At 33.9% G+C, this 25,520-nt stretch carries 25 protein-coding genes; 6 read left to right on the top strand and 19 right to left on the bottom strand.

Translation table 11 applies throughout. From position 1 onward, the window contains the following. Positions 1 to 160 precede the first annotated feature (160 nt). Positions 161 to 697, top strand: a complete 537-nt coding sequence (locus tag GQR94_RS06920; RefSeq protein WP_158974800.1) for a carboxymuconolactone decarboxylase family protein — start codon at positions 161 to 163, stop codon at positions 695 to 697. 53 nt (positions 698 to 750) lie between these two features. Next, positions 751 to 1,131, top strand: coding sequence for a plastocyanin/azurin family copper-binding protein (locus tag GQR94_RS06915; protein ID WP_158974799.1), 381 nt, complete (start codon positions 751 to 753; stop codon positions 1,129 to 1,131). A gap of 54 nt (positions 1,132 to 1,185) precedes the next feature. Here GQR94_RS06915 and dinB read toward each other — a convergent pair whose 3' ends face one another. Further along, on the bottom strand, positions 1,186 to 2,286 hold the full coding sequence (gene dinB / locus GQR94_RS06910; protein WP_158974798.1) for a DNA polymerase IV: 1,101 nt from the start codon (positions 2,284 to 2,286) through the stop codon (positions 1,186 to 1,188). 28 nt (positions 2,287 to 2,314) lie between these two features. Here dinB and GQR94_RS06905 point away from each other — a divergent pair, with 28 nt between their 5' ends. The 4 genes from GQR94_RS06905 to GQR94_RS06890 all read left to right on the top strand — a co-directional run bounded on the left by GQR94_RS06905 (position 2,315) and on the right by GQR94_RS06890 (position 5,101). Then, positions 2,315 to 2,980, top strand: a complete 666-nt coding sequence (locus tag GQR94_RS06905; RefSeq protein WP_158974797.1) for an NAD(P)H-binding protein — start codon at positions 2,315 to 2,317, stop codon at positions 2,978 to 2,980. A gap of 1 nt (position 2,981) precedes the next feature. Then, the gene (locus tag GQR94_RS06900) at positions 2,982 to 3,449 is read left to right on the top strand and encodes a CYTH domain-containing protein (RefSeq protein WP_158974796.1); all 468 of its coding nucleotides are present in this window, start codon (positions 2,982 to 2,984) and stop codon (positions 3,447 to 3,449) included. A 405-nt stretch (positions 3,450 to 3,854) separates the two neighbouring features. After that, the gene (locus tag GQR94_RS06895; RefSeq protein WP_158974795.1) at positions 3,855 to 4,622 is read left to right on the top strand and encodes a hypothetical protein; all 768 of its coding nucleotides are present in this window, start codon (positions 3,855 to 3,857) and stop codon (positions 4,620 to 4,622) included. A gap of 269 nt (positions 4,623 to 4,891) precedes the next feature. After that, positions 4,892 to 5,101, top strand: a complete 210-nt coding sequence (locus GQR94_RS06890) for a DUF2185 domain-containing protein (protein ID WP_199271547.1) — start codon at positions 4,892 to 4,894, stop codon at positions 5,099 to 5,101. 89 nt (positions 5,102 to 5,190) lie between these two features. On the opposite strand, the gene GQR94_RS06885 is transcribed toward GQR94_RS06890, so the two are convergent. From GQR94_RS06885 to GQR94_RS06800, 18 genes are all read right to left on the bottom strand, one after another. Next, positions 5,191 to 5,784, bottom strand: coding sequence for a TetR/AcrR family transcriptional regulator (locus GQR94_RS06885; protein ID WP_158974793.1), 594 nt, complete (start codon positions 5,782 to 5,784; stop codon positions 5,191 to 5,193). 18 nt (positions 5,785 to 5,802) lie between these two features. Then, complete coding sequence (locus tag GQR94_RS06880; RefSeq protein WP_158974792.1) at positions 5,803 to 7,218, bottom strand: efflux transporter outer membrane subunit; 1,416 nt, start codon at positions 7,216 to 7,218, stop codon at positions 5,803 to 5,805. 5 nt (positions 7,219 to 7,223) lie between these two features. Next, positions 7,224 to 10,361, bottom strand: coding sequence for an efflux RND transporter permease subunit (locus GQR94_RS06875; RefSeq protein WP_158974791.1), 3,138 nt, complete (start codon positions 10,359 to 10,361; stop codon positions 7,224 to 7,226). Positions 10,362 to 10,383: 22 nt separating this feature from the next. Next, positions 10,384 to 11,517: an efflux RND transporter periplasmic adaptor subunit gene (locus tag GQR94_RS06870; protein WP_158974790.1), complete on the bottom strand. Its 1,134-nt coding sequence runs from the start codon at positions 11,515 to 11,517 to the stop codon at positions 10,384 to 10,386. A gap of 12 nt (positions 11,518 to 11,529) precedes the next feature. Beyond that, the gene (locus GQR94_RS06865) at positions 11,530 to 12,045 is read right to left on the bottom strand and encodes a GbsR/MarR family transcriptional regulator (RefSeq protein ID WP_158974789.1); all 516 of its coding nucleotides are present in this window, start codon (positions 12,043 to 12,045) and stop codon (positions 11,530 to 11,532) included. 135 nt (positions 12,046 to 12,180) lie between these two features. After that, positions 12,181 to 12,576: a hypothetical protein gene (locus tag GQR94_RS06860; RefSeq protein WP_158974788.1), complete on the bottom strand. Its 396-nt coding sequence runs from the start codon at positions 12,574 to 12,576 to the stop codon at positions 12,181 to 12,183. A gap of 50 nt (positions 12,577 to 12,626) precedes the next feature. Next, positions 12,627 to 13,646, bottom strand: a complete 1,020-nt coding sequence (gene pheS, locus GQR94_RS06855; protein WP_013550053.1) for a phenylalanine--tRNA ligase subunit alpha — start codon at positions 13,644 to 13,646, stop codon at positions 12,627 to 12,629. Positions 13,647 to 13,813: 167 nt separating this feature from the next. Then, entirely contained in the window at positions 13,814 to 15,688 is a 1,875-nt protein-coding gene (locus GQR94_RS06850; RefSeq protein ID WP_158974787.1) for a SulP family inorganic anion transporter, read from the bottom strand. Between the two features lie 96 nt (positions 15,689 to 15,784). Further along, positions 15,785 to 16,411 carry a carbonic anhydrase gene (locus tag GQR94_RS06845; RefSeq protein ID WP_158974786.1) on the bottom strand — a complete coding sequence of 209 codons (627 nt, stop codon included), beginning with the start codon at positions 16,409 to 16,411 and terminating at the stop codon, positions 15,785 to 15,787. 98 nt (positions 16,412 to 16,509) lie between these two features. Next, positions 16,510 to 17,136 (bottom strand): carbonic anhydrase family protein, encoded by a 627-nt coding sequence (locus GQR94_RS06840; RefSeq protein ID WP_158974785.1) that lies wholly within the window; start codon positions 17,134 to 17,136, stop codon positions 16,510 to 16,512. Positions 17,137 to 17,174: 38 nt separating this feature from the next. Next, positions 17,175 to 17,993 (bottom strand): universal stress protein, encoded by an 819-nt coding sequence (locus GQR94_RS06835; RefSeq protein ID WP_158974784.1) that lies wholly within the window; start codon positions 17,991 to 17,993, stop codon positions 17,175 to 17,177. 6 nt (positions 17,994 to 17,999) lie between these two features. Next, a complete protein-coding gene (locus tag GQR94_RS06830) occupies positions 18,000 to 19,592 on the bottom strand; it encodes a SulP family inorganic anion transporter (RefSeq protein ID WP_158974783.1) in 1,593 nt (530 codons plus the stop codon). A 68-nt stretch (positions 19,593 to 19,660) separates the two neighbouring features. Next, a complete protein-coding gene (locus GQR94_RS06825; protein ID WP_158974782.1) occupies positions 19,661 to 19,978 on the bottom strand; it encodes a hypothetical protein in 318 nt (105 codons plus the stop codon). A gap of 49 nt (positions 19,979 to 20,027) precedes the next feature. Beyond that, complete coding sequence (locus tag GQR94_RS06820; protein WP_158974781.1) at positions 20,028 to 20,789, bottom strand: SH3 domain-containing protein; 762 nt, start codon at positions 20,787 to 20,789, stop codon at positions 20,028 to 20,030. 11 nt (positions 20,790 to 20,800) lie between these two features. Then, positions 20,801 to 22,582 carry a BatD family protein gene (locus GQR94_RS06815; RefSeq protein ID WP_158974780.1) on the bottom strand — a complete coding sequence of 594 codons (1,782 nt, stop codon included), beginning with the start codon at positions 22,580 to 22,582 and terminating at the stop codon, positions 20,801 to 20,803. Then, positions 22,582 to 23,442 carry a tetratricopeptide repeat protein gene (locus tag GQR94_RS06810; RefSeq protein ID WP_158974779.1) on the bottom strand — a complete coding sequence of 287 codons (861 nt, stop codon included), beginning with the start codon at positions 23,440 to 23,442 and terminating at the stop codon, positions 22,582 to 22,584. Before GQR94_RS06810 ends, GQR94_RS06815 begins: the two co-directional genes overlap by 1 nt. A gap of 1 nt (position 23,443) precedes the next feature. Further along, positions 23,444 to 24,490, bottom strand: a complete 1,047-nt coding sequence (locus tag GQR94_RS06805) for a VWA domain-containing protein (RefSeq protein WP_158974778.1) — start codon at positions 24,488 to 24,490, stop codon at positions 23,444 to 23,446. A 31-nt stretch (positions 24,491 to 24,521) separates the two neighbouring features. Continuing rightward, entirely contained in the window at positions 24,522 to 25,520 is a 999-nt protein-coding gene (locus tag GQR94_RS06800) for a VWA domain-containing protein (protein WP_158974777.1), read from the bottom strand.

The raw sequence follows: 25,520 nt of genomic DNA, 5'->3' as shown, positions 1-25,520 counted from the left end.
TCACTTTTCAATTTAATAGAGATATTCCGTAGCACACCAAAACAGCGTTTAGCACTTAATGCTATTCCGCAAACGCATTGTTCGGAGAAATTCCATCATGATTTTTATTGTGATACAGAGAAGCCTTTTATATCAATTTAATTAAAAAAAACATACTAGTATGAGCACATTTAATGTCCCTAAAAGAGAAGAAGTATCAAGTACTAATCAAGCGTTATTTGACAATTTAGAAAAAGGAGTAGGGTTTGTACCTAATCTATATGCAACCTACGCTTATAGTGAGAATGCTTTGCAAAATTATTTAGCCCTGAGTGGTGCAAAGACGTCACTTAAAGCAAAAGAAAAAGAAGTTGTAAACCTAGCAGTGAGTCAAGTTAATGAATGTTCTTATTGTTTAGCGGCACACACGGCAATAGGTAAAATGAATGGTTTTACAGATGATCAAGTTCTAGAGCTACGAGCAGGAAAAGCATCTTTTGACGCTAAATTAAATGCTTTAGCAGCATTATCTAAAAACATAACAGAAAACAGAGGTGGTACAGATGCTGCTGTTGTAGATAGTTTTTTTGCAGCAGGGTGGACAAAAGAAAACCTAGTAGACACCATTGTTTTAGTAGGCGATAAAACAATTTCTAACTATTTACACAAAACTACAGACGTACCTGTAGATTTTCCAGAAGTAACTATAGCACTTTAATATAAAATCATTTTAATAAAAATTAAGTAATCATTTAAATAAAACAAAAAAGCATGAAAAATTTAGTAGTAGTATTAGCCGTAGCATTAGGATCATTATTTTCAGTAAATGCACAAGACATGAAAATGGATAAAACAATTTCACTTGAGCAGACCAAAGGAGAGTTTACGCAAAAGCAAATTACCGTAGATGAAGGTACCTATACTTTTGAAATTGCAAACAATGCAGTAGGACATGATGTAGGATTTGTATTAGTTAAAAAAGGAGAAGATATTTCTAAACCAGAAAACCACATACAAACAGCATATGTTACAAAAGCTGTAGGTACAGGTCTAAAAGGAACGTCTAAGCCAACAACATTAACCAAAGGAGAATATGTTTATTTCTGTCCATTAAACCCAACGGCTACAGATAACATATTAACTGTAAAATAATTATTTAGTGTTTCTGCACAAAGCTCATAAATTAAGTTTTATGAGCTTTGTGTATTAAAAATCGAATTGTAATTGAATGGTCACCATTTTTTTCTCTTCGGTTTTTTCTTTTTTATCCGTATTTAAGTTTGCTAATGAAATCCCTAATAAGCGTACAGAGTTTTCTAATTTTTCCTGGTATAGAAGTTCTTTGGCCGTTTCTAATATTAAATGCTTATCCGCGATATAATAGCGTAACGTTTTACTCCGGGTTTGTAAGGTAAAATCACTGTACTTTATTTTTAGCGTAATTGTTTTTCCAGAAATAGTCGACTTTTTTAATCGCCGTTCTAGTTCTGTGGCGATATGCTCTAATCGCTCTAACATAAAAATTTCACTACTTAAGTTTTCACTAAAGGTTCGTTCTGCACCCACAGATTTGGGAATACGATGTGGTTTTACGGTACTGTTATGTATGCCGCGTACCACATGATAATAATACCCACCACTTTTACCGAAATTGTCAATTAAGAAAGCCTCTGATTTCTGTTTTAAATCAAAACCCGTAAAGATGCCTAATTTGTACATCTTTTCAGTAGTAACCTTTCCTACGCCATAAAATTTTCTAATTTCTAGCTTTTCTAAAAATTCAATGACCTCTTCTGGGTTCACCGTTTTTTGTCCGTTCGGTTTGTTATAATCACTAGCAACTTTAGCAATAAATTTATTGATAGAAATACCTGCGGATGCTACGAGTCCTAATTCATCAAAAATCCGTTGCCTAATTTCTTTTGCTATTAAGGAAGCAGAAGGATTGCCTTTCTTATTCACCGTTACATCTAAGTAGGCTTCATCTAATGATAATGGCTCCACCAAGTCTGTATAGTCATAAAATATTTTTCTAATTTCTTGAGAGATCTCTTTGTAGCGTTCAAACCTAGGTTTTACAAAGGTAAGCTGCGGGCAGTTGCGTTTTGCCATCACACCGCTCATAGCGCTGCGCACGCCGTACTTTCTTGCTTCATAGTTTGCAGCAGAAACAACACCTCTAATTTCACTGCCGCCAACGGCTAAAGGCTTCCCTTTCAAATCCGGATTATCCAATTCTTCCACAGAGGCATAAAAGGCGTCCATATCTACATGAATAATTTTTCTATTGGGCAAATCAATTGGCATACTGCAAAATTAAACTATATTTAGGTTGATGAAAAGAAAAGATAAGACAGCAATTATACTTGGGGCTACGGGGCTAACAGGAGGACTCTTGCTAGACCGGTTGTTGCATGATGAGCGTTATGAAAAAATTAAATTATTTTCAAGATCATCAGTAAAAATAAGCAACCCTAAAATTGAAGAACATTTAATAGATCTTCTAAAGCTTGAAGAACATAAGGCTAACTTTACAGCAGATGAGGTTTTTTGTTGTATTGGCACTACGAAGAAAAAAACTCCAGATAACGAAATCTATAAAAAGATAGATTATGGAATTCCTGTTGCTGCCGCAAAAGTAGCAAAGAGTAATGGAGTAAACACGTTTATAGTTATTTCAGCCTTAGGGGCAAGTGCTAAAAGTACTGTGTTTTATAACAAAGTAAAAGGAGAGATGGAAGATGCCGTTTTGGAGCAGAAATTTCCTAAGGTTTTTATTTTACAGCCTTCTTTAATTGGGGGAGAGAGATTAGAAAAAAGAACAGGGGAATGGATTTTTAAGAAAGTAATGAAAGTGGTTGATTTGGTCCTTGTTGGCTCGTTAAAAAAGTATAGAACTATCGCGCCAGAAACCATTGCAGAAGCAATGATCTGGTTAGCAAATAATGAATATGCCCAAACCAAAATAGAATCTGATAAAATAAAGGCCTTAGGGCAGTAATATGCTTGAAATAGAACGAAAATTTTTAGTGTTGTCTGATGATTATAAAAAAGAAGCAAGCACTAAGATTAGAATAGTACAAGGCTTTTTAAATACAGCTCCTGAGCGTACTGTAAGAGTTAGAATTAAAGGAGAGCTAGGTTTTTTAACCGTAAAAGGAAAGGGAAATGACACTGGTGTTTCTCGTTTTGAATGGGAAAAGGAGATTGCTGTTTCAGAAGCAGAAGCCTTGCTCAAAATTGCAGAGCCTGGTAGTATTGATAAATTTAGATACGAGGTGCAAGTAGGGAAACATACTTTTGAGGTTGATGAGTTTTTTGGTGAAAATGAAGGTTTGACAGTTGCTGAGGTTGAGTTGAACTCAGAGGGCGAAGTTTTTGAAAAGCCAGTTTGGTTAGGAGAAGAGGTATCAGGAATAACAAAATATTACAATTCTCAGTTGAGTAAGCATCCGTTTAAGGAGTGGTAGAAGTGAGTATATAATTGTTACCAAACATTGCCTATAATTGGACTAAGTTAAACGGTGAATTGTACCTCTATTTTCAGCAGATTTTCACGGTAATTAAATCAAAACTTCAAAAGGATTTTTGCCTATTGGTATGCGAAAGATTTTTACCCTTAAAACTAATAGTAATCACCAATCTTTACCATAGATAAAACCGGAAGCGTTACGTAGTCTTACGTTAGAATAAAAAACGTGTGGTAATAAACACTATCAGTAAAGTGGAGGTCTGGTGCATGATTAAATGATTTGTGTATATTTACTATGTCGCCAAAACAGTTTAATTCGACATTTAGAACGAAATAAAATTAAATACAAGTTCGATTCCGCACTACTCATAACTAATCGTTATTAAAAGCATAAATCCGAAGAATGAAGATAAGAACAAAAAAAGATGTTGAAAAATTAGATAATAAGATAAAAGAGGAACTTGGAATTGATGTGCAAAAGTACCGTAATGAAGAAGTTATCGAAAACTTTGTAGAATTATTAGTTTTCCCAAAATACATATTCAATTGCCTATTTCGACCAATTTTAATTTCGATTCTAATTTTCATCATTGGGTTCTTTGTTTTTGATTTAGTTCACATTGAAAATGTGATTTATGGAACGGTAGGCTTAATTCTCTTTTTAATTACTGGAATCTTAGTTGGATTACTTTTACTGATGTGGAAAATGAAATCCGATATGTGGGGAGTTGTAAACTATTCATTAGATATCATGAAATCGGCCGTGACTGATATGATTCAAGTTAATAGTCAGGTTAATAAAGAAAATAGAAAAGATGTGCTTGGTTTACTTTTCAAAGGGATAATTCATATTGTTACAATTCCTATGATTTCAAAAGTAATATCGGATAAAGTACCATTTGTTGGAGGGATTATTAAAAGGATAGTAAAAAAGATTTTAACCCTATTTTCAGATAAAGTTAAATTTGATGAAGAAAAGCTATCACAAGAACTTAATGAAAAAGAAGGTGAATCAAATGCGCTAAGAATTTATTCAAATTCAATTTCATCTGCTACAAAAGGATTAGAAAAAATCATGAATTTTACTTTTGGTGTTGCGCAATTTCCATTAAAAATAGTATTTGGAATTATATTATCAATTCTAATTCTATTTCTTTATCTAATAAATTAAAATAATTAGCAACATTTAAAAATTTAGCTTTTGTTTTATCCGAGTTGTTATCGCTTATGTTAAGCGCTACTAATCTTATATAAGATGTAGGCTTCCCTAATTAGGGGAAGCTTACAAAACCAATAAAAAGATCTATATTGAAAATTCAGTATTTTTAATAAATAGACTACTAGCCGTCGCGTTGCGTATTATTAAAAATTAGATAAATGAAAGATTTTAGTATTGAAACTTTTCCAAACATTGGATCGGTAATGTGCTAAAAAATGGTTGTGGAAGAAAACTATAAACCGATGTTTGTTTTTAGAGAAAAACAATCTAGCGAAAATGACAGTGGATGGAGGTTATTTTTGGGGTTTGAAAGTGAGGGTTATTCTGAAAATTCAGATAATTTTGGAATCTATGACCCAAAAAAAATTCTAAAACTGGGTAACAGTAGCTCAAAATTATTAGTATACAAAGGTATTGAAACAGTTTGGTAAAGAACAACAAACGCTGAATGGAATCAGGTTTTCGATTATCTGTTAGAGGATGATTTCATGACCAATTATCAACTGACGGAGCTTAAGAATTAAAAATCACTCTCTTTTAAATAGTCTTCAGTAACAATACCTCTTAAATGGGTGATAACAAGGTGTTCTAAAATTTCATCGATGGTATATGCTTCAAACAAATTAGAGGATATTGAACTTAGATTTTCTAAATTACCAAAGTATAGATTACAAGTAAGATCAATATTTATAGTAGATTGTATTAGATTTCTTTTTTGGGCTTTTACCAACAAATCCTTAATGTATTTATGTGTAAAACGTAGTTTGAAATCAGAATATAGCGTATTGGATTTTGGATAGTATTTTTTTAATCCGTTGATGTAAGCTGGACTAATGTTTTTTACAAAAAGAAACCCAATCCTGTAAATCTCAATAATAGACAGGATTGGGTTTGCTTCTTTATTAGTTGTAATTGCTATAATTTCAAGTTCAGTCTTCTTTAGCAGAAAATCTAAACTATCATTTACTATCGTTTCTTTTGTGTCAAAAGTTTCATAAATCGTTTTTTTAGAAATTCCCAGTTCATGAGCTAAATCATCTAAGGTGAATCTCTTGCATCCAAATCTGGTGAATTTTGATATGGCTATTTCTAAAAAACGATCTTTATTTATCATGTTTTGATAGCTGCTTATTTATTTCCATCCGCCACCAAGAGCTTCATATAAATCTACAATAGAAACTAATTGTTGTAGTTTACTATCTATGATATTAAGCTCTGCACTTAATGCGCTTTGTCTTGCAGTTAATAAATCTAAATAGTTTGCATATCCGTTTTTAAGTAACTCTTCAGAGTTTGCTTCTGCTGTTCGTAAAGCTTCAACTTCATTCTTTCTAAATTCGAATTTTTTAGTTTCAGCCTCATAAGTGTATAAAGCATTAGATACTTCACTACCTGCAACTAATAAGGTTTTTTTGAAATTTAATAAAGAGCTTTCTTGATTAGCTAGGGCAACTTCCTTTTGAGTTTGTAATTTTCTTTGATTTAGAAGTGGTTGTGTTAATCCACCTACTATCGTCGCAAATAATGAGTTGGCATTAAACAATTTATCTAACTCTAAACTTTGTAACCCACCAGAAGCGGTTAACGTTAGCGATGGATAAAAACTACTATTAGCTACATTGGTTAACTCAAAATCTTTAATTAAAGCATATTCTGCAGCCATAACGTCTGGTCTGTTTCTCAGTAATGTTGTTGGTACGCCCAGCTTCATTTCTTGATCAATGCTTTGAGTGTCTAGGCTACTTCTTTCAAACTCTTGAGGCGTTTTACCTAGTAAAATACTAAAAGTGTTTTCTGTTTTGAAGATAGCAGCTTCAATATCTACTTGCAGTGCTCTGGCACTATTATATTGCGCTACGTTTTGATCTACCGCAACTTGGGTTACTTGACCAGCATCTTTTAATGCTTTAATGGTTTCTACACCACTTTCTCTTGTTGCTATGGTTTCCTTAGTTACTTTTAATTGGGCGTCTAAAGCCAATAAGTTATAATAGGTATTTGCAATACTAGAAATCAATTGTGTTTTTACGGCTTGATGCCCTGCAACATTTTGTAAATAGTCTGCTTGTGATGCTCTTTTATTGCTTCTTATTTTTCCCCATATATCAGCTTCCCAAGATAAGTCTGCTGTTACGTCATACGTGTCTAAACCTCCAGTAAATAGAGACCCGAATTGGCTATTTTCTGAAAATTCTTGTCTTGTATAATTAGGTCCAACGCTTAATGTTGGAAAATACCCTGCTTTTCCTTGTTTTGCATATGCTTGGGCAGCTATCATTTGCTGAATAGCAATACGGACATCCATGTTGTTTTCAAGGCCCTCTTCAATATATTCACTCAGGTAGGAATCAGTGAACATCGTTTTCCAAGATACATCGGCCATAGAAATACTGTCCGTTGGTAAATTATCGGTGCGATAAAGTGCTTCAGTTTCTGCTAATTCTGGACGTTTGTAATCTTTTGCAACAAAGCAACCTTGAAGGGTTACTAAAACCACGCCCAAGAGCATGGTTTTAGTTATATTTTTACGGTTTATAATAGTTTTCATAATTTTTATTCTTCAATAGTTTGTACTTCGGGTTTACTAGAAATTTTTTCTTGCAACCACTGGAATAATATGAATAATATTGGGATTACAAAGACCCCTAAAAGGGTTCCTATAAGTAATCCTCCAACGGCACCTGTTCCAATAGATCTATTTCCTTCAGATCCCACACCTTTAGCTAATACTAATGGCATTAACCCTAGAATAAAGGCAAATGAGGTCATTAAAATAGGACGCAAACGAGATTTAGCGCCATCAATAGCTGCCTCAACGATACTTTCGCCAGCTTTCCGTTTCTGCAAGGCAATTTCAACAATAAGTATGGCATTTTTGGCGAGTAGTCCTATAAGCATAATTAAAGAAATCTGGAAATAGATGTTGTTTTCCAACCCTAATAATTTGGTACTTATATAGGCGCCAAATACTCCAAATGGCAATGATAAAATTACAGCAAATGGGAGTAAGTAACTTTCATATTGTGCACTTAATAAAAAGTATACGAAGAGAATACTTAAACCAAAAATGAAAATTGTTTGGCTTCCTGCACTTACTTCTTCTCGCGTTAAACCAGAATAAGCAATGGTGTAATTATTTGGTAAGTTGCTAACTTCCTCTTCAATAACTCTAATAGCATCACCTGTACTAAACCCATCATTGGTAGCACCAGTTATGGCTGTAGAATTAAATAGGTTGAAACGGGTAACTGATTGCGGCCCGTACACACGCTCTAGTTTTACAAATTGCGTAATAGGAGTCATCTCACCAGAATCTGTTCGCACATACATACTATTTAGATCATTAACATCAGCTCTGTCATCTGGTAACGCTTGAATATACACTCTAAATTGCTTCCCGAATCTAGAGAAATCCGAAGCATAAATACCACCTATATACCCTTGTAGTGTAGAGAAAATGCTGTTAATAGGTACCCCTTTTTCTTTTGCTAAAGGCACATTCACTTCCATTTCGTATTGTGGGTAATTTGTACTGAAAGAAGATTGCGCATATTTTATTTCTGGGTGCTTCATTAAAGCCATGGCAAAGTCTTTATTCGCTTGATCTAAATCTTTGAATTCTCCACCAAACTTATCTAATAAATTCACTTCAAAACCTGCCGAGTTACCAAAACCACGGATACTAGGAGGTGAGAAGAATATGATATTAGCTTCTTTTATTCCTGCAGCTACACCAAATAGTTTACCTGTAATGGCTTGTACTGAGGTTGCAGCATCTTCACGGTCTGCCCAATCTGCTAATTTTATAATTCCAAAACCATAGTTACTCCCTTGTCCATTAATTAAACTTCTACCCTTAATAAAGTTTACGGCAACAATACCTTCAATACCATTTATTTTACTGTACAAATCTCTAGAAACAGCATCTGTTCTATCTAAAGAAGCACCTTCTGGTAAGGCAATATTTGCAAAAATAATACCTCTGTCTTCATTAGGTACAAATCCTGTTGGTGTTGTTTGAGATGCCCAGTAAATACCTGCAACTGCAATCACTAATAATACCGGAGAGATCCATTTTCTTTTATATAAAAATTGAAGCGATTTTCCGTATCGGTCTATAGTAGCATTAAATCCGCGGTTAAAAAGCGTGTAAAATCGTTTTAATGGGCTTTTGCTTTTTAACTCTTCATCATCTTTATGTCCTTTTAATAATAATGCACATAAAGCAGGACTTAAAGTCAATGCATTTACTGCCGAAATTAAAATAGCTATAATTAAAGTAACCCCAAATTGCTCATAGAATACACCTGTAGGTCCTGTTATAAATGTTACAGGAATAAACACTGCTGCCATTACCAAAGTAATAGATATAATGGCGCCAGATATTTCATTCATGGCGACTAAGGTTGCCTTTTTAGGATTCTTTTCGCCTGCATCTAATTTGGCATGCACAGCTTCTACCACTACAATAGCATCATCTACCACAATACCAATGGCAAGAACTAACGCAAATAGTGTCAATAGGTTAATAGAGTATCCAAAAACATTCAAGAAAAAGAACGTACCTATAATAGAAACCGGAACCGCAATTGCTGGAATTAATGTAGACCTGAAATCTTGTAAGAATAGGAATACCACTAAGAACACTAATAGGAACGCTTCTAATAAAGTGCTAATTACCTTTTCTATAGAGGCATTTAAAAACAAACTAGTATCATAAGGCACAAAAATATCTAAACCTTCTGGAAGGTCTTTTTTTACATCTTCAAGTGTAACTTTGATATTCTCAATAATTTCTCTTGCATTAGAACCTTTGGTTTGGAAAATACCCATAAATACGGCAGGATTTCCCATACTCATAGCGTTAGCAGCATAAGATTGTGCATCTAACTCAATAGTTGCTACATCATTTAGTCGAAGAAACTCTCCATTACCTAAAGCTTTAATAACTATATCTGCATATTGTTGTTCATGTTTAAAACGTCCGCTATAGGTTAATGTATAGGAGAATGCTTCCCCATTATTCTGCCCTAAAGAACCTGCTGCAGCTTCTAAGTTTTGCTCGGCTAAAGCCGCAGTAATATCTGAAGGTATTAAACCGTATGTTGCTAATTTTTCAGGTTTCAACCAAATACGCATCGCATAATCTTGTTGTGAGAATAAACTAACATCTCCAACACCACTAATACGTTGCATTGCAGGTACCACATTTATTTTCAAGTAATTCTGAATGAATGTCGCATCGTAATTCTCATTTTCAGAATACATAGAGATAAACATTAACGCACTCGTTTCTTGCTTTTGTGTGATTACCCCGGTCTGTATAACCTCTTGTGGTAGTAATGCATTTGCTCTAGATACACGGTTTTGAACGTTAACCGCAGCTATATCTGCATCTACTTCTTGGTTAAAGTAGACGGTAATTTCTGCAGCACCTGTGTTAGATGCAGTAGAGGTAATATAACTCATACCTTCTACACCGTTAATTTGTTCTTCGATAGGGATAATTACACTCTCTAAAACGGTTTCTGCATTGGCTCCTGCATAAGACGCTGTTACCTTAATGGTAGGTGGCGCAATATCTGGATACTCCTCTATAGGTAAGCTTGATATACTGATGACACCAAGTATTACTATGATAATAGAGATTACTGTTGAAAGCACTGGTCTTTCAATAAATGTTTTTAACATAACTAAATAAGTTTATAATTTGTTAATTCTTAAATAAAACCTCTATTGGTTTAATAGCTTCATCAAATGGGGTGTCTTGTGGAGTAATGGCCATACCATCTCTTAATTTTCCAACTCCAGACACAACAAGTCTATCACCAGCTTTAAGTCCAGATTCTACCACATATAAATTACCCACTGTACCTTGTACTTTTAGAATAGTAGATTGTACTTTGTTGTCTTTATCAACTATAAAAGCAACAATGTCTTTTTGTTGTTCATATGTTGATGATTGGGGAAGCACAATAGCATCTTTATATTCTATTGGAAATCTAATTGTACCACTGTTTCCATTGGTTAAAATTTCATTTGGATTATTAAAAGCAGCTCTTATTTTTATAGTTCCCGTATTTTCATTGATCTGACCAGTACTGGTTTGAATACGTCCAGTCTCAGAATAAATTTTTCCGTTCGCTAAAACTAAGCTCAAATCTGGCGAGTTTTTAATACGTTCTGCTTTGGTAGTTCCTTCAGATCTTTGTAAAAGATCTATATACTGAGCTTCGTTAAAACTAAAAAAGGCATACACTTGACTAATTTCGCTAACTGTTGTTAATGGCATACTATCACTTGGACTAATTAAGGCACCTTCTCTAAAGTTAATAGCACCAACGTAGCCATCTACAGGACTTTTAATGGTTGCATAACCAACACTGGCAGATACACTGCTGTAATTTGCTTGTGCTTGTGCTAAATTTGCTTTAGCGGTTTCTAATTGTACAGGACTAATAATGTTTTTCTCTACAAGTGGAACTAATTTATCTACCTCAACTTGAGCGACATTAATACGTGCTTTTGCTGCACCTGCATCTTGACTTAAAGATTGTGTTTCTAATTTAAATAACACCTGACCTTTACGTACTTTTTGTCCTTCGTCTACTAATACTTTTTGAATATAACCAGATACTTTTGCTCTAACATCACTGTTTACAATACCTTCTATATTTGCTGGGTATTCTTGATATCCTGTTACGGTTTTAGTTTGCATTTCAACTACAGGGAAAGAAGGAGCAGGGCCTGCTGGCGCCGCAGCTTTTTGTTCTCCATTGCCTCCGCAACTTGAAACGACTAAAAGTAGGGTTATTGCTAGTATCGTTAATAGTTTATTATGTCTCATTTTGTGCTTAGTTTAAATATCGATTTGTTTGTTGTTTTTAACTTTAATTAATTTTACTCTTAATTCTTCAATAGAAGCAGAAGCGCCATCTATAAATTTTATATAATCGTTATGAAAATTTAAATCAAATTTTTCCTCTTTATTTTCAATACTTTTATTATTTTGATTGTCTTTGTAGTTTTTTATTTCTAGGTGTAATTCACGCACTTCTTTCCAATCAGTTATCATTTTATCAACATGCTGAATGATGGTGTCTGCGTTTATAATAAAATATTTTTTACGATCTCCGGTCTTTGTATAATACTCAATTTTTTTTAAATCCTGTAAGTGATTAATGTGTGTAGAAATAGTGCTCTTACTAGCACAAAGAATGGTTACCATGTCCTCAAACGTAGCTCCTTTTTTACCAGTTAAAATAATATAGGATAGGATACGTGCGGCAACCGGTGCCAGCTGTTCTCTATTTTCTAAATGCACCCCCAGTTTTTCAACTAAAGACATTTTTTCTTTACATATACTATTTGCCATTTTTAAATTTATTTCCTACTGTTTTTTGGGTATAAAAATCCATGGACAGTAAAATTCTGTGCAAATATATTTATTAGTTCGGAATAAACCGAACTAAAAGAACTTAAAAATGTATTTTTATGAAAATTTTAGGATTTACGGAGTGATTATCCCTTCTTTACCTATCAAAGGTATGGTTGTGAGTGCTTTACTGCTAATGGTATTTTTTTTGAAAATATATTTTTTGTCAAATAACCTATTATTGGAGAAAAAGGAAAGTGAAAAAATGTTGTCCAGAGCAAAGATTTCTTCTTGCAACGGTTCAAATTTTTTAAATGATTTGCCTTCTAAGGATCCTAAGCCATGTCTAATAGTGGCAGTCTTATCTGTATCATTAGAACCGTTTGAAACTATAATAGCCATTTCTATGGCAGTCTCTTTATTGTTGATTAAATAGGCGTTCCAAACTTTAGTCAACATTTCGTCATCCCATTCATAAACAATGGCAACGTAAACGTCTTCAACAACAGGGATATTAATATCTTTTTTCAAGAGTAGGTTCCTTTAGAAGGGTTTTTACTAAAAATATACTTTACTTTATGCTATAGTGCAGATTTAAATTGCTCTAAAAAGCGAACATCATTTTCACTTAAAAGTCGGATATCTGTAATTTGGTGTAGTAGCATTGCAATACGATCAATACCTACCCCAAATGCAAAACCAGAATATTCATTAGGATCTATGCCGCAATTGGTCAATACATTAGGATCTACCATACCGCAACCTCCAATTTCTAACCAGCCGGTTCCTTTGGTGATTCTGTAGTCTGCTTCTGTCTCTAATCCCCAGTACACATCTAGTTCTGCACTTGGTTCAGTAAAGGGGAAGTAAGAAGGTCTCAATCTAATCTTAGATTTACCAAAAAGCTCAGTAGTAAAAAACTGTAATGTTTGTTTAAGGTCTGCAAAAGAAACATTTTTATCAATATACAATCCTTCTATTTGATGAAAAAAACAATGAGAACGAGCGGAGATAGCTTCGTTTCTATATACTCTACCTGGAGAAATAGTTCTTATTGGAGGTTTATTATCTTCCATATAGCGTACTTGTACCGATGAGGTATGTGTACGTAGTAAAATATCAGGATTTGTTTGAATAAAGAAGGTGTCCTGCATATCACGTGCGGGGTGATACTCAGGAAGGTTCAATGCGGTGAAGTTATGCCAGTCATCCTCAATTTCTGGACCTTCAGAAACATTAAAACCTATTCTAGAGAAGATATCAATTATTTGATTTTTTACAATAGATATTGGATGTCTGGAACCTAATTCTACAGGTTCTCCAGGGCGTGTTAAGTCACCATAACCACCTTTGTCATCAACTTTATCTTCTATAGCTTCTTTAAGCTTGTTAATTTTTTCAGTAGCAATTGTCTTTAACTGATTGATGGTTTGCCCAAATTCTTTCTTCTGATCATTTGGTACATTTTTAAATTCCGTAAAAAAATCATTTAAAAGTCCTTTTTTACCAAGGTATTTAATTCTTAAGCTTTCTACCGCCTCTTTAGAGTCGGAAGTAAACTTTTCAATTTCAGCAATATGTTCTTTTATTTTATCAATCATAACAATGGACTAGCCGACAAATTTAAAACTTTTATGGGAGTAGTATAGCGAACTGCTTTAAAGTTTTTTAATCAGCAGTGAAATAGCGTGTTTTTAGTGTATTATTTTAAATAATTTAACTCTTAGAAAGGTAAGGGTTAAATGAAGTACTTTAATAGTGCGGTTTTTTAAGAAGTAACTGTAGTGTCTTTAATATTTTCTTTTACCCAAAGTAAACTTTCATTAAAGGTTTTGAAAATGTGTGCTTCAGGAATTAAATCTGGAATGACATCTACCCGCTCCATCATGTACCTTGGTTGTTTTAAAACTCCCACAAAGAGAATCGTTATATTAGATTTCTTTAAATCGATTAAAACATCTTCTAAGGTATATAATCCCGATTGATCCATATACTGCATACGGCCCATTCTAATAATTACGGTTGATGCTGTTTTTGGAATTTGGTTTGCTAGTTGCTGAAATTCACTTGTAGATCCAAAAAATAAAGGTCCCTTTAAATGTTTAATAAAAACTTCTTCTTTTAAGTTTTTAGGAAAATCAATTTCATCTGACCATGCTTTTTCTTCCTCTAACGATTTTACATCGGAACGTTCTGCCGTTAAATCACCCATTTTTTTCATGAACATTAATGAGGCAATTACCAAACCAATACCTACAGCATAAATTAAATTCCAGAATGTAGAAAGGAGCATTACTACGATCATAACAATAACTTCTGAACTTAATTTTATAGGTCCTATTTTAATATCTTTTGGTAAACTTGGGATTGCTTTTAATCCTTTATAATCCATAACGCTAATTCCAACTGTCACCAGTATACCCGCTAAAACTGCTGCGGGTATTTTTGAGGCTACTGGCCCTAAGGCTAATAGAATAAACAATAATAAAATCCCGGCCATCATTCCAGATAGCTTTGTTTTACCTCCAGAATTAATATTTACTACGGTTCTAATGGTGGCTCCAGCACCTGGTAACCCGCCAAAAAGTGCAGCAATACTATTTCCAATTCCTTGTCCTACCAATTCTTTATTTGGGATGTGTTTTGTCTTGGTCATGTTATCTGCTACCACCGAGGTTAACAATGAGTCAATAGCTCCAAGAAGAGCCAAGGTCAATGCAGAAAAGAAATACGGCATAACGCTCCCTAAACTAAATTCTGTGAAAATTTTAAAATTAGGCATAGGAAATCCTGCAGGGATCTGCTCTATTGGCCTATAATTCAAATCAAAGCCAAAGGCAATACCAGAAACTACGAGCAAAGCCACTAGCGTACTTGGTACTACTGTTGTTATTCGCTTAAAACCGTAAATAATAAATATAGTTGCTAATGCCAGACCAAATTCTAGCCAATTAATATTTTGTAATGCACGGGGGATAACCTTTAAAGCACCTAATGCACCTTTAGTTTCTGAATTAGCTAAAGTCTGTGCCTCTTTCTGAATACTTTCTGGTGTAATTTCATTAGATCTGTTGATCGTTTCTTCAAAGTTTTCTAAAACTAAAATACCTTCACCAGCTTCTTCTTTTAAAATATTTTTTAAAATAAATTCTTCTGCTTGTGGCTTATATTGATCTACAAATGCTATGTCATCTTTTGGATAATACCCCAAGGTAGGCAGTGTTTGCGTAATGATAATGATAAGACCTATGGCGGTCATAAAACCAGACACTACTGGATAGGGTATATAACGAATGTATTTACCGAGACCAAGTACCCCTAAACCTATCTGCATGATACCTCCTAAAAGGAAAACCGTTAGAATGGCGGGTAGCGCTTTTTCAACACTCCCATCATTAATTGCAATGATTCCTGCAATTATAACCATGCTTACGGCTGTCATTGGTGCAGTAGGACCAGATATTTGCGTATTTGTTCCTCCAAATATTGCAGCAAAGAAGCTAATAAATATAGCGCCATACAAACCTGCACTAGGCCCTAAACCAGAGCTGACACCAAAAGCTAGTGCTAACGGTAGTGCAACTATACCCGCAGTAATGCCTCCAAAAAGATCTCCTTTAAAATTAGAAAATAAATTCTTCATAGAAATAAATTTTGTGAAACTATAATGGCTTTATTTATAAACAATTTTGAAGTTTTCCCAGCGCTAATTATTTTTAAATTAAATACTTAGCTAATATTAGTCTAAGTGGTAAATCTCCATAATATTACCGAGAATACCTTCAAAATCAATTTTTAAATCGATTAATTTCCCTGTATGAATATCAAACACCCAGCCATGTACCTTTAAACCATGATCTCTATAAGCCTTTTGTACCGCTGCAGTTTTAATAAGATTTACGCATTGTTCTTCAACATTTAATTCTACTAGACGTTCATATTTTTCTAGTTCATTTTTAATCGCATTTAGCTCTTTTTTATGAATACGATATACATCTCTTATGTTTCTAAGCCATGGGTTAAGAATGCCTAAATCTTTAGACTGCATAGCAGCCTTAACTCCACCACAACCATAATGACCGCATACTACAATATGTTCCACGCCTAAATGCATTACTGCATATTCAACCACAGACATGGCATTTAAATCTGTTCCTATAACCATATTTGCAATATTTCTATGCACAAATACTTCACCAGGTTCTAGGCCCATTAAGTCTTCTGCGCTTACCCTACTGTCTGAGCAGCCAATGTATAATAATTCTGGGTTTTGACCTTTTCCCATTTCATCAAAATAATTGCTGTTCTCGCTTAACTTATCGTTAACCCATTTTTTATTGTTTTCGAATACAAAATCAAGATTCATTTGTTCAGGATTTATTGGTTGGAAAGATACTTTATTACATAAAATGACCTACCACAAACAAGGTAAGCCATTTTCAAATTACGAAGGTGTACTTAAGACTAATAAAAATCTACTTCACCTGTTGAAATATCATACATAGCACCAATTATTTTTATTTCGCCTTGCTTTTCCATTTCGTCTAAAATTTCACTGCGCTCTCTAACATTTTTAATAGTTTGTAAAACGTTTTCAGCAGAAACAGCATCTACAAACTCTAGATTTTTAGAATTTCTTAAACTTTCGTCTAGTGGTTCTTTAACGGCAGCTACAGCAGGCTCTATTTTATTTATCAAAGCGGTTAAGTTCCCCATTCTTGCATGGTCACAGGCTCCTTTTATCGCGCCACAACTGGTATGGCCAAGAACTACAATAAGTTTTGTTCCAGCTAATTTACTAGCAAATTCCATACTTCCTAGAATATCTTCATTTACAAAATTCCCAGCAATACGGATACTAAAAACATCTCCTAGTCCTTGATCAAAAACTAACTCGGCAGAAACACGAGAATCAATGCAACTTAATATGGTTGCAAAAGGAAATTGGCCTTCACTGGTATCATTTACTTGTTCTAGTAAATTACGATTTGCTTTTAAATTATTTTGAAACCGCTGATTACCTTCTTTTAAAAAATCCAATGCTTTTTGAGGAGTCATTGTGGATTGTGTTTCTCTGGTATGTGCTTTCATATTTTTTTATTATTAATTAATATCTTGTTGAAATAGGATTAAGGTAAATGAAGCTCTTTACTTCCTGTAAACAGTAAAGGCACGTTTATACTATTTATAATATCTTTTAAATTGGCTTGAATAGTATTAGATTTTTCGCCTTTGTTAGTCCTTCCAATACACAATAAATTTACATCATTTATAGCTACATATTTAGCGAGTGTTTCCGGTACATTTTCACAGGCATCGAAAACAAAATCAACCGTATTTAAAGTGTCTGTTTGTTGTCCTTCCGCAGCCTTTTCATTGTTTCTCATTTTAAATGATTTTAAAGGCTTTTTTATATGTGCCATTAATTCAGGAAGAAAACTTATGGAAGTTGGTAACTGTTCATAATTGAATAAACCTAAAGATAATTCGTTATTAGGCTCAAAACTATTTTTGAAATCTGCTATTAAAATAGCTCCTTTATGCTTTTGTAGCATGAAGGAAGTAAAGTTATCGCCTAAGGGTTTTAAAATTTTCTTTTTCTTTTTCCCCAAGACTACAATATCAGGATTTGTATCTTTTAAGTATTGTTTAATTTCACGCTTTACATTTCCGGAAGTAAACGAGTATTCAATAGCAATGTCATACGTCTGTGCAAGTTCCGCTGCTAAACCTTTTAGTTTATTTTCAGTAACTCTATATGCATCATTAATAGCTCTTTTTGCTGATAACTGACTTTCCATATCGACTAATTCGGTCGATTTTTGAACATGAAACAATTCAATTTTTGCGTTGATTATTTTTGCTAAACTTGCCGTACTTTTCAATGCTGCGGTATTAGAACTTTTTAAATCTAACAGCACAGAAATTTTATAGGTGGTCTTTTTCATAATAGTCTAGCTTAAACTTAAATCAGATTTTGGTCTTTCATTAAAGAACTCAATATAGCTCGTAGGGTTTTCTACAACGCCACGTTTCGAAATTAGCTTTATATCAATGCCTCTTTCTTTTGCCTTAATAGAAAAGTCTTCTAAAATTTCAATAATATCGTTATCTAAATAACGTGTTTTGAGAAGGTCTAATTCTAAATAGGTGTCTCTTGGTAAACTATCCAATTCTTTTAAAATGGCACCTTTATTAAAGAAGGTAACCTCTTCGGCTAGGGTCATTTTAATTTTATGCTTTCCATTACTATTGTCTTCAATATGTAAGAAGTGAGAATTCTGGTAGCTTTTTAAAAGAATAACGATGATACCTACAGCTAGGCCTAAACTTATCCCTACCAATAAATCTGTAAATACAATTCCAAAGACAGTCACGAAAAAGGGTATAGATTGTTTCCAGCCCATTCTATACATTTTTATAAATAAAGATGGTTTTGCTAATTTAAAACCAACAATAAATAAAATTGATGCCAATACAGAAAGCGGAATCATATTTAATAGGGTCGGAATAAGAATTACAGATATAAGGAGCAATAAGCCATGAATAATGGCAGATAATTTTGTTCTTCCTCCAGATTGAATATTAGCAGAACTACGAACAATTACTTGCGTTATTGGTAAACCTCCTATAAGTCCTGAAATGATGTTACCTGTACCCTGTGCTAACAACTCACGGTTGGTAGGTGTTACATTTTTGTTAGGATCTATTTTATCTGATGCTTCTACACATAATAATGTTTCTAAACTTGCTACCAGTGCAATGGTAAACCCAGTGATCCAAACTTCAGGATTTGTAATTGCTGAAAAGTTAGGAAATTTAAACTGCGCCAAGAATGATGCTGCATCTTCAGGAATAGGTACACTTACTAAATGTTTGGCAGAAATACCAAATGTCTCGCTATCCTTTGTGAATACAAAGTATAAAATACCAAGAACTACAGCGACCAATGGGCCCTGAATAATTTGGAAAAATTTACCTTTTTTAGAGAATACTTTATCCCATAATATAAGGATGGCTAAACCTGTGATCGCAATGATTGTTGCGCCTAAACTAATGTTATTAATTGCATTGAAAATTTCGGAAAAAGTATTTTCTCCATCTACTTGAAAGAAGGCAAAATCTCCCTCTGGATCTGGATCATAGCCAAAAAAGTGCGGAATCTGTTTCAAAATGATGATGATACCAATACCTGTTAGCATTCCTTTAATCACAGATGAAGGAAAATAGTACCCAATTATTCCCGCTTTAAGGAGTCCAAATATGATTTGAATCGCACCACCAATAACTACAGCGACTAAAAAGTTTTGATATCCGCCAAGCGTGCCTATCGCTGTTAGTACTATGGCTGCTAATCCAGCAGCAGGACCACTAACTCCAATTTTAGAGCCTGATAATGCTCCTACAACAATACCTCCTACGATACCGGCAATAATCCCAGCGAATAAAGGAGCTCCACTAGCGAGAGCAATACCTAAACATAAAGGTAAAGCAACGAAAAATACAACGACACTTGCAGGCAAGTCGTTTTTTAATGTTTTAAACATACATAATAAATTATGCCTTTATTCAGATTTGGAAAAGGCAGGTTGATAAAATAAAAAAATACTCGTGATTAAATAGAAGTTACCTCGGGAGGCGGGAGTATAATTTTAGCTGTATTTAGGGAATTGTTTAGTGTAGTTCTGTCATTGACAGAGGTATTTCTTTGATCAGAAATATAAAGACGATAAGAAAAATCAGAAGCGATAAATTTTTCTACTTCATTGATTTTTTTGCATTGATGCTGTTCTTGTTGCTCTTCTTCGCTCATATTATTCACAAGAATAGAAGATTCATCATCAAGAAAAGTAATAACAGTAGGTGCCGTCAAGGCTACAAGCCAAAATACGAGCAATATAAACTGAATAGTATTTCTTGAGATTCTTAACATAGCAGTTGCAAATATAATAGTAATACTATTAAAAAGTGTTAAGAAATGTTTAAAAATCTTTTAACAATTTAATTTCTTCAGAAGCAATCCACCCTGTTTTTCCGTCTGCAATCTTTATTTTGTACCAGTCATTTAAAGATTCTAAAACCATCACTTTAGTACCTTCGTGTAACTTAAAGGTCTCCGCGCTCCTAGAATTTGGCTCAGCTTGTATGCTACTTTCTTTTTCAAAAACAATAGCAGGTTTGTCGTCCTTAAATTCTCCATATTTTATATAGGCAAAAGCAATAGCAGCTATTGCAATGCATAAAAACACTAAGGAACTTATAAAGGAAATTCTCTTTAAAGTCGCACTAGCTGTAAAGTAATATGCTAGATAGGTTAGCACAAAAAGAATCATTAAAAGAACACTGACATAAGCCCATTGCTCAAAAGAAAAAAATGATGTTGTATTCTTAATATATTTTTTTAAGACCGGTTTCAGGTGCGCGGGAGTGATTGCATCTAAGGTCATATTTTGGGCGTAAGCCAAATTATTTTTTATATCAGAATCGTTAGGTTTTAGGAGCAATGCTTTCTCATAATAATAAATACTAGGGGCAATCTTGTTTTCTTTGTAATAGACATTTCCTAGATTAAAATAAAGCTCGGAGGATGCTTCGCCATTCGCTATTATTTTCAGGTACGTTTTTTCTGCTACTTCATATTTTCCATCATTATATGCCGTATTTGCTGCATCAAATAATTCTGCATTCTGGGAAAATCCTAGAAAATTAAAGAATAAAATGAATAGGAATAGTATTTTTTTCACTTTTATATATTTTATAATTGCTTATCCATTGATGAGATTACTTCACTTGCTGTGTTGTAATCTTGTTGCATCTGAACATTAGAAAAAGGGCTATATCGTGCCATTTCACAGTTTTTTAATAAGGCCATAAATCCATCTGTTGTAGATTGGTTTACTTGTTTCTCCTTTAGGAGTAGTGAAATTTTATCTTTACTAAATTCTGATGTTTCAATTTTCAATTTTGCTTTTAAATAATTATGCAATGCTTTCTCTAAGGCAACATAAAAAGCTTCTTTTTCTCCTAATGTTTTCTTTGCTGCAGATAAATATTTTCTAGAGAGTTTATTTGCTTTTTTAACCTTGTTTCCTTCAATATCTCCACGTATTGCTTCTCTTTTTTTACCAAATAAAATAGCTAAAGGAATCAAGATTAATGGCAGTAAAAGCCACAATAAATACCCTGTAGAACCAAAGAAATAGGTGTCTTCTTTTGGTTTCAATGTTGTTTTTAGTTTGATGAATTTAAATTGATTTCCCGTACTTACTACCTCTTGGCGGTTGGATGGGGTAGCGGAGTTATTTGAAGCATTTCCGTCAGTGGGTCCTTCAATAACATTTATTAATATTTCTTTAGACGCTAAGCTTACATATTTTTCCGCTTTTGGATCAAAATAACTAAAATTGATACTTGGTATAGGATACTTTCCTTTGTAGCTAGGTACAATGGTATAATTATTCTTTACACTTCCCTGCATTCCTGCAATGGTAGTTTTAATACTTTCATCAAACTCTGGTTCGTAAACTTCTAAGGCACTTGGAAGAATAGGTTCAGGTAGTTGGAAAAGTTTTAAATTACCCGCACCACTTACTTTTACTGAGGCCTGTAACGATTCTGATGCATTCAGGGCTTTTTTACTTGTGGTTACTGTAAAATCAAATGTACCAACAGCACCGCCAAAGTTTTCAGGTTTCCCTGCTAAAGGCAATTCTTTTACATTTAAGGTTCTACTACCCGCTGAAACAGTTTTATTAGTAGAAGTATACAATGGGCGACCAAAAAAGTCGCGTCTACTCGTGGGTACTTCTACAGAGACATCTAATGAAAGGGGTTCAATAGCTAACTTTCCGGTTTTTTGCGGATAGAGTACAATACGTTTTAAGATGACATATTGATAAGGTTTTCCTTGAAAAGTTCCTTCTTGTGCGCTATACTGCTGTACAGGCATATCTTGACTCCAGAAATTATTGTATTTAGGGCTGTCTATTGGTCTAAAGTTTGTTACTCTAATGGAGTTACTTACATAGAGTTTGTACACCACACTAACCGCTTCGTTGAGATAAGGATTGTTGTTAGAAACTTCAGCTACTAAATGAAGATTGTCATCTGCAATAGATGCTGCAGAAGGCGGTGCATTTGGATCTTCAACAGCTGCATTTACTTCTATATTTTTTGTAAGTGATTTATACGTTTTTCCGGCTACAACAATACTTGCTTGACCAATAGTAAAGGTGCCTCTTTCCGTAGGCATTAAGGTGTAGGAGTAACTTTTAGAATATGATCTTACGCCATTCGTCCAAGAATTTCTTATAGATTGCGCGGGACCCATAACGACACGAAATCCTGCAAAATCTGGAGGGTTAAAATTATCACCATCACGATTCATGGTAAAATCTACCCGTAGTCTTTCGTTTAAACCGAGCTTATCCTTGCTAACGGCCATTTCAAAAGTTACTTCATCTTCTTGAGCTTTTACTGCAAAAGTTAAGAATAGTAGTGTTAGTAACGTAATATATTTCTTAAGTGTAAATACCATTACCAGTCTTTTTCGTTTCTTGTTTTAACGCCTTTTACTTTTTGAGCGTCCATCTTTTCCTGTACTTTTTTCTCTTCATTTTGCATCGCTTCTAAGAGATTCTGTACTTGTTGTTTAGATAGTTGACTTGGTTTTTTTTGCTGCTCTCCTTTTTTATCTTCAGGTTTATCGCCTTTACTAGGGTCTTTCTTCTCTTCTTCCTTTTTATCTCCTTCTCCTTCTTTGTTGTCTTCTTTTTCGTCCCCTTTATCTCCTTCGTCTCCTTGATCTTTGTCTTTATCGTCTTTTTGGTCTCCTTCGTTTTTATCTTTATTATCTCCTTCTTTCTTGTCTTCGTCTTTATCTTTTTTATCGTCCTTATCCTTGTCTTGGTTCTTTTTGTCTTCGTCTTGTTGCTTTTTTAGCATTTCTTGTGCTAAAGCCAAATTGTACCGCGTTTCTTCGTCTGTTGGATTGTTACGAAGTGCTTGTTTGTAGGCTTCAACAGCCTTTTCGTATTGTTTTTCTTTCATGAAGACATTCCCCATGTTGTGGTAAGCTTTGTGTTTATCTTCTTTACTACTTGCCGTTTCTCCAGCTTGTTTGTAGCGGGTAAAGGCCTCACCGAAGCTTTCATTAGAATAATATGCATTTCCTAAATTATAGGGTGCAGAGCTATTCTCTGTGCTTTTGGCAATAGCTTTCCGGTACTCTACTTCAGCATTTATAAAATCTTTTTCGGATAATGCTTTATTTGCATCCCAGGTATAATTTACCGATTCCTGTAGCTGTTTTATTCGTAATTTTTCTTTCTCTTCCTTGTCTTCTTGTGCGTAAGAAAAAGTCGCAACAAGAAGTAATAGGTATACTAAGTTTTTCATGTTACTCTTTTTTATTTTCATTAAACAAATTCAATTTTCTCAACCATTTGGTTTTTTGATCCAATACAAATAAATCTAAAAACAATAATAGAAAACCACCTGCAACAAACCATTGAAACTGATCTTTGTATTCAGCAAATTGTTTTGCTTCAAACTCTTTTTTATCCATTTGGTTTAACTGTTCTTTTATATACTCAACAGCCTCATTCGTGTTATCTCCGTTAATGTATTCGCCGTTACCTTCTTCTGCAATTTCTTTTAGAATAACTTCATTGAGTTTTGTAATTACGACTTCACCATTCATGTCTTTTTTTAGACTCTCTACAATTCCATTACGTTTAATAGGGATGGGAGCTCCTTTAGCTTTACCTACGCCTATCGTAAAGATTCTAATACCTTCCTCAGTGGCTTTTTCTACAGCTTCTTCTGTCGTTCCTTCGGCATGGTCTTCCCCGTCTGAGATGATAAAAAGCACTCTATTGGTTTGTGTTTCATCGTCATAGTACGTAGATGCCAATTCTATGGCTTCATTTATTGCTGTTCCTTGTGAAGAAAGCATATCCGTATTCATACTTTGCAAGAACATTTTTGCAGCACTATAATCTGTAGTAATAGGAAGCTGAGGATAAGCTTGTGCAGCATAAGCTATAATACCAATACGGTCACTGCCCAAATGATTGATAATTTCTGAAACCAATCGTTTTCCTTTTTCCAATCTATTAGGCGCAATATCTTCTGCCAACATACTTTTGGATACGTCTAAGGCAAAGACAATATCTACACCTTCTCGTTTAACCGTTTCAAGTTTTGTTCCAATTTTTGGGTTTACCAAACCTACAATTAATAAGGCTAGTCCCGCTAAAAAGAGTACAAGTTTTAGGGTAGATTTAAAAATAGATCTTGAAGGCGTTAACCTTTTTAAAAGGCTAAGATCTCCAAATCTTTTCTGTGCTTTTCTTTTCCAGAACTGTAACAGCACAAAAACCACCACCAGTACTGGAATGGCAAACAACAGATAAAAATATATTTTTTCTTCTAATTGAATCATTTTAAAATTCTTGTTGTGCTAAAATTTACACTTATATAAAACTTCTAAATAGTGTGTTTCTCAATAACCACTCTACGAGTAATAAAATACCGGCTAGAAATAACCAAGGCCTGTATTTTTCTTCAAATCTGGTGTATTTAAACTCTTCTATTTCTGTTTTTTCTAATTTATTTATTTCGTCATAAATAGACGCTAAACTTTGATTATTTGTAGCCCTAAAGTAGGCTCCACCAGTTGTTTTAGCTATTTGCTCTAAAAGTGCTTCGTCTATTTCTACGGGTTTCATTCCGTATCTAAAAGAGCCATCACTATTAATTGCTATTGGAGAAAGTGCATTTCCATTTGTACCCAGTCCTATCGTATAGGTTTTAATATCATATTCTACCGCAAGCTCAGCCGCTGTTTGTGGCTCTATAAAACCAGAGTTATTTATTCCATCGGTAAGTAGAATAATAACCTTACTTAAGGCTTTACTTTCTTTTAATCTGTTAACAGAAGTAGCTAAACCCATACCTATAGCTGTACCATCTTCTAAACTACCATAGGTAATTTCTTTTAATGCATTTAGCACTATGCCTTTATCGCTAGTAATTGGTGTTTTAGTATAACTTTCACCAGCGTAGACCACTAAGCCTATACGGTCATTTGGTCTTTTTTTGATAAAGTCTGCAGCTACTTTCTTTAATGAGGCTAAACGATTTGGTTTTAAATCTCTAGCAAGCATACTAGAAGAAACATCAATCGCCATGACAATGTCTATACCTTTTGTTGTTTTTGTTTTTGTAGAAATGTCTTCTGTTTGTGGTCTTGCAAGGGCTACAATAATTGCAGCCAATGCTAACAAACGAAGTACAAATAGTAACGGCTTTAATTTAGGCAACAGACTAGAGGTAGAAAAACCTTTAATTGTTGCAATTTTTAATGAAGCTGTTTCTTGTCTACGCTTAAAAAAATACCAAAGCACAGCTACTGGAAGTAGTAAAAACAACCAAAAAAATTGTGGATTAGCAAATTGTATATTCTCAAGCAT

The sequence above is a fragment of the Cellulophaga sp. L1A9 genome (assembly GCF_009797025.1).
In the GTDB taxonomy this organism is placed as follows: domain Bacteria; phylum Bacteroidota; class Bacteroidia; order Flavobacteriales; family Flavobacteriaceae; genus Cellulophaga.
The sequence above is the reverse complement of the archived record's forward strand: the minus strand, read 5'-3'. Positions and strand labels throughout refer to the sequence as shown.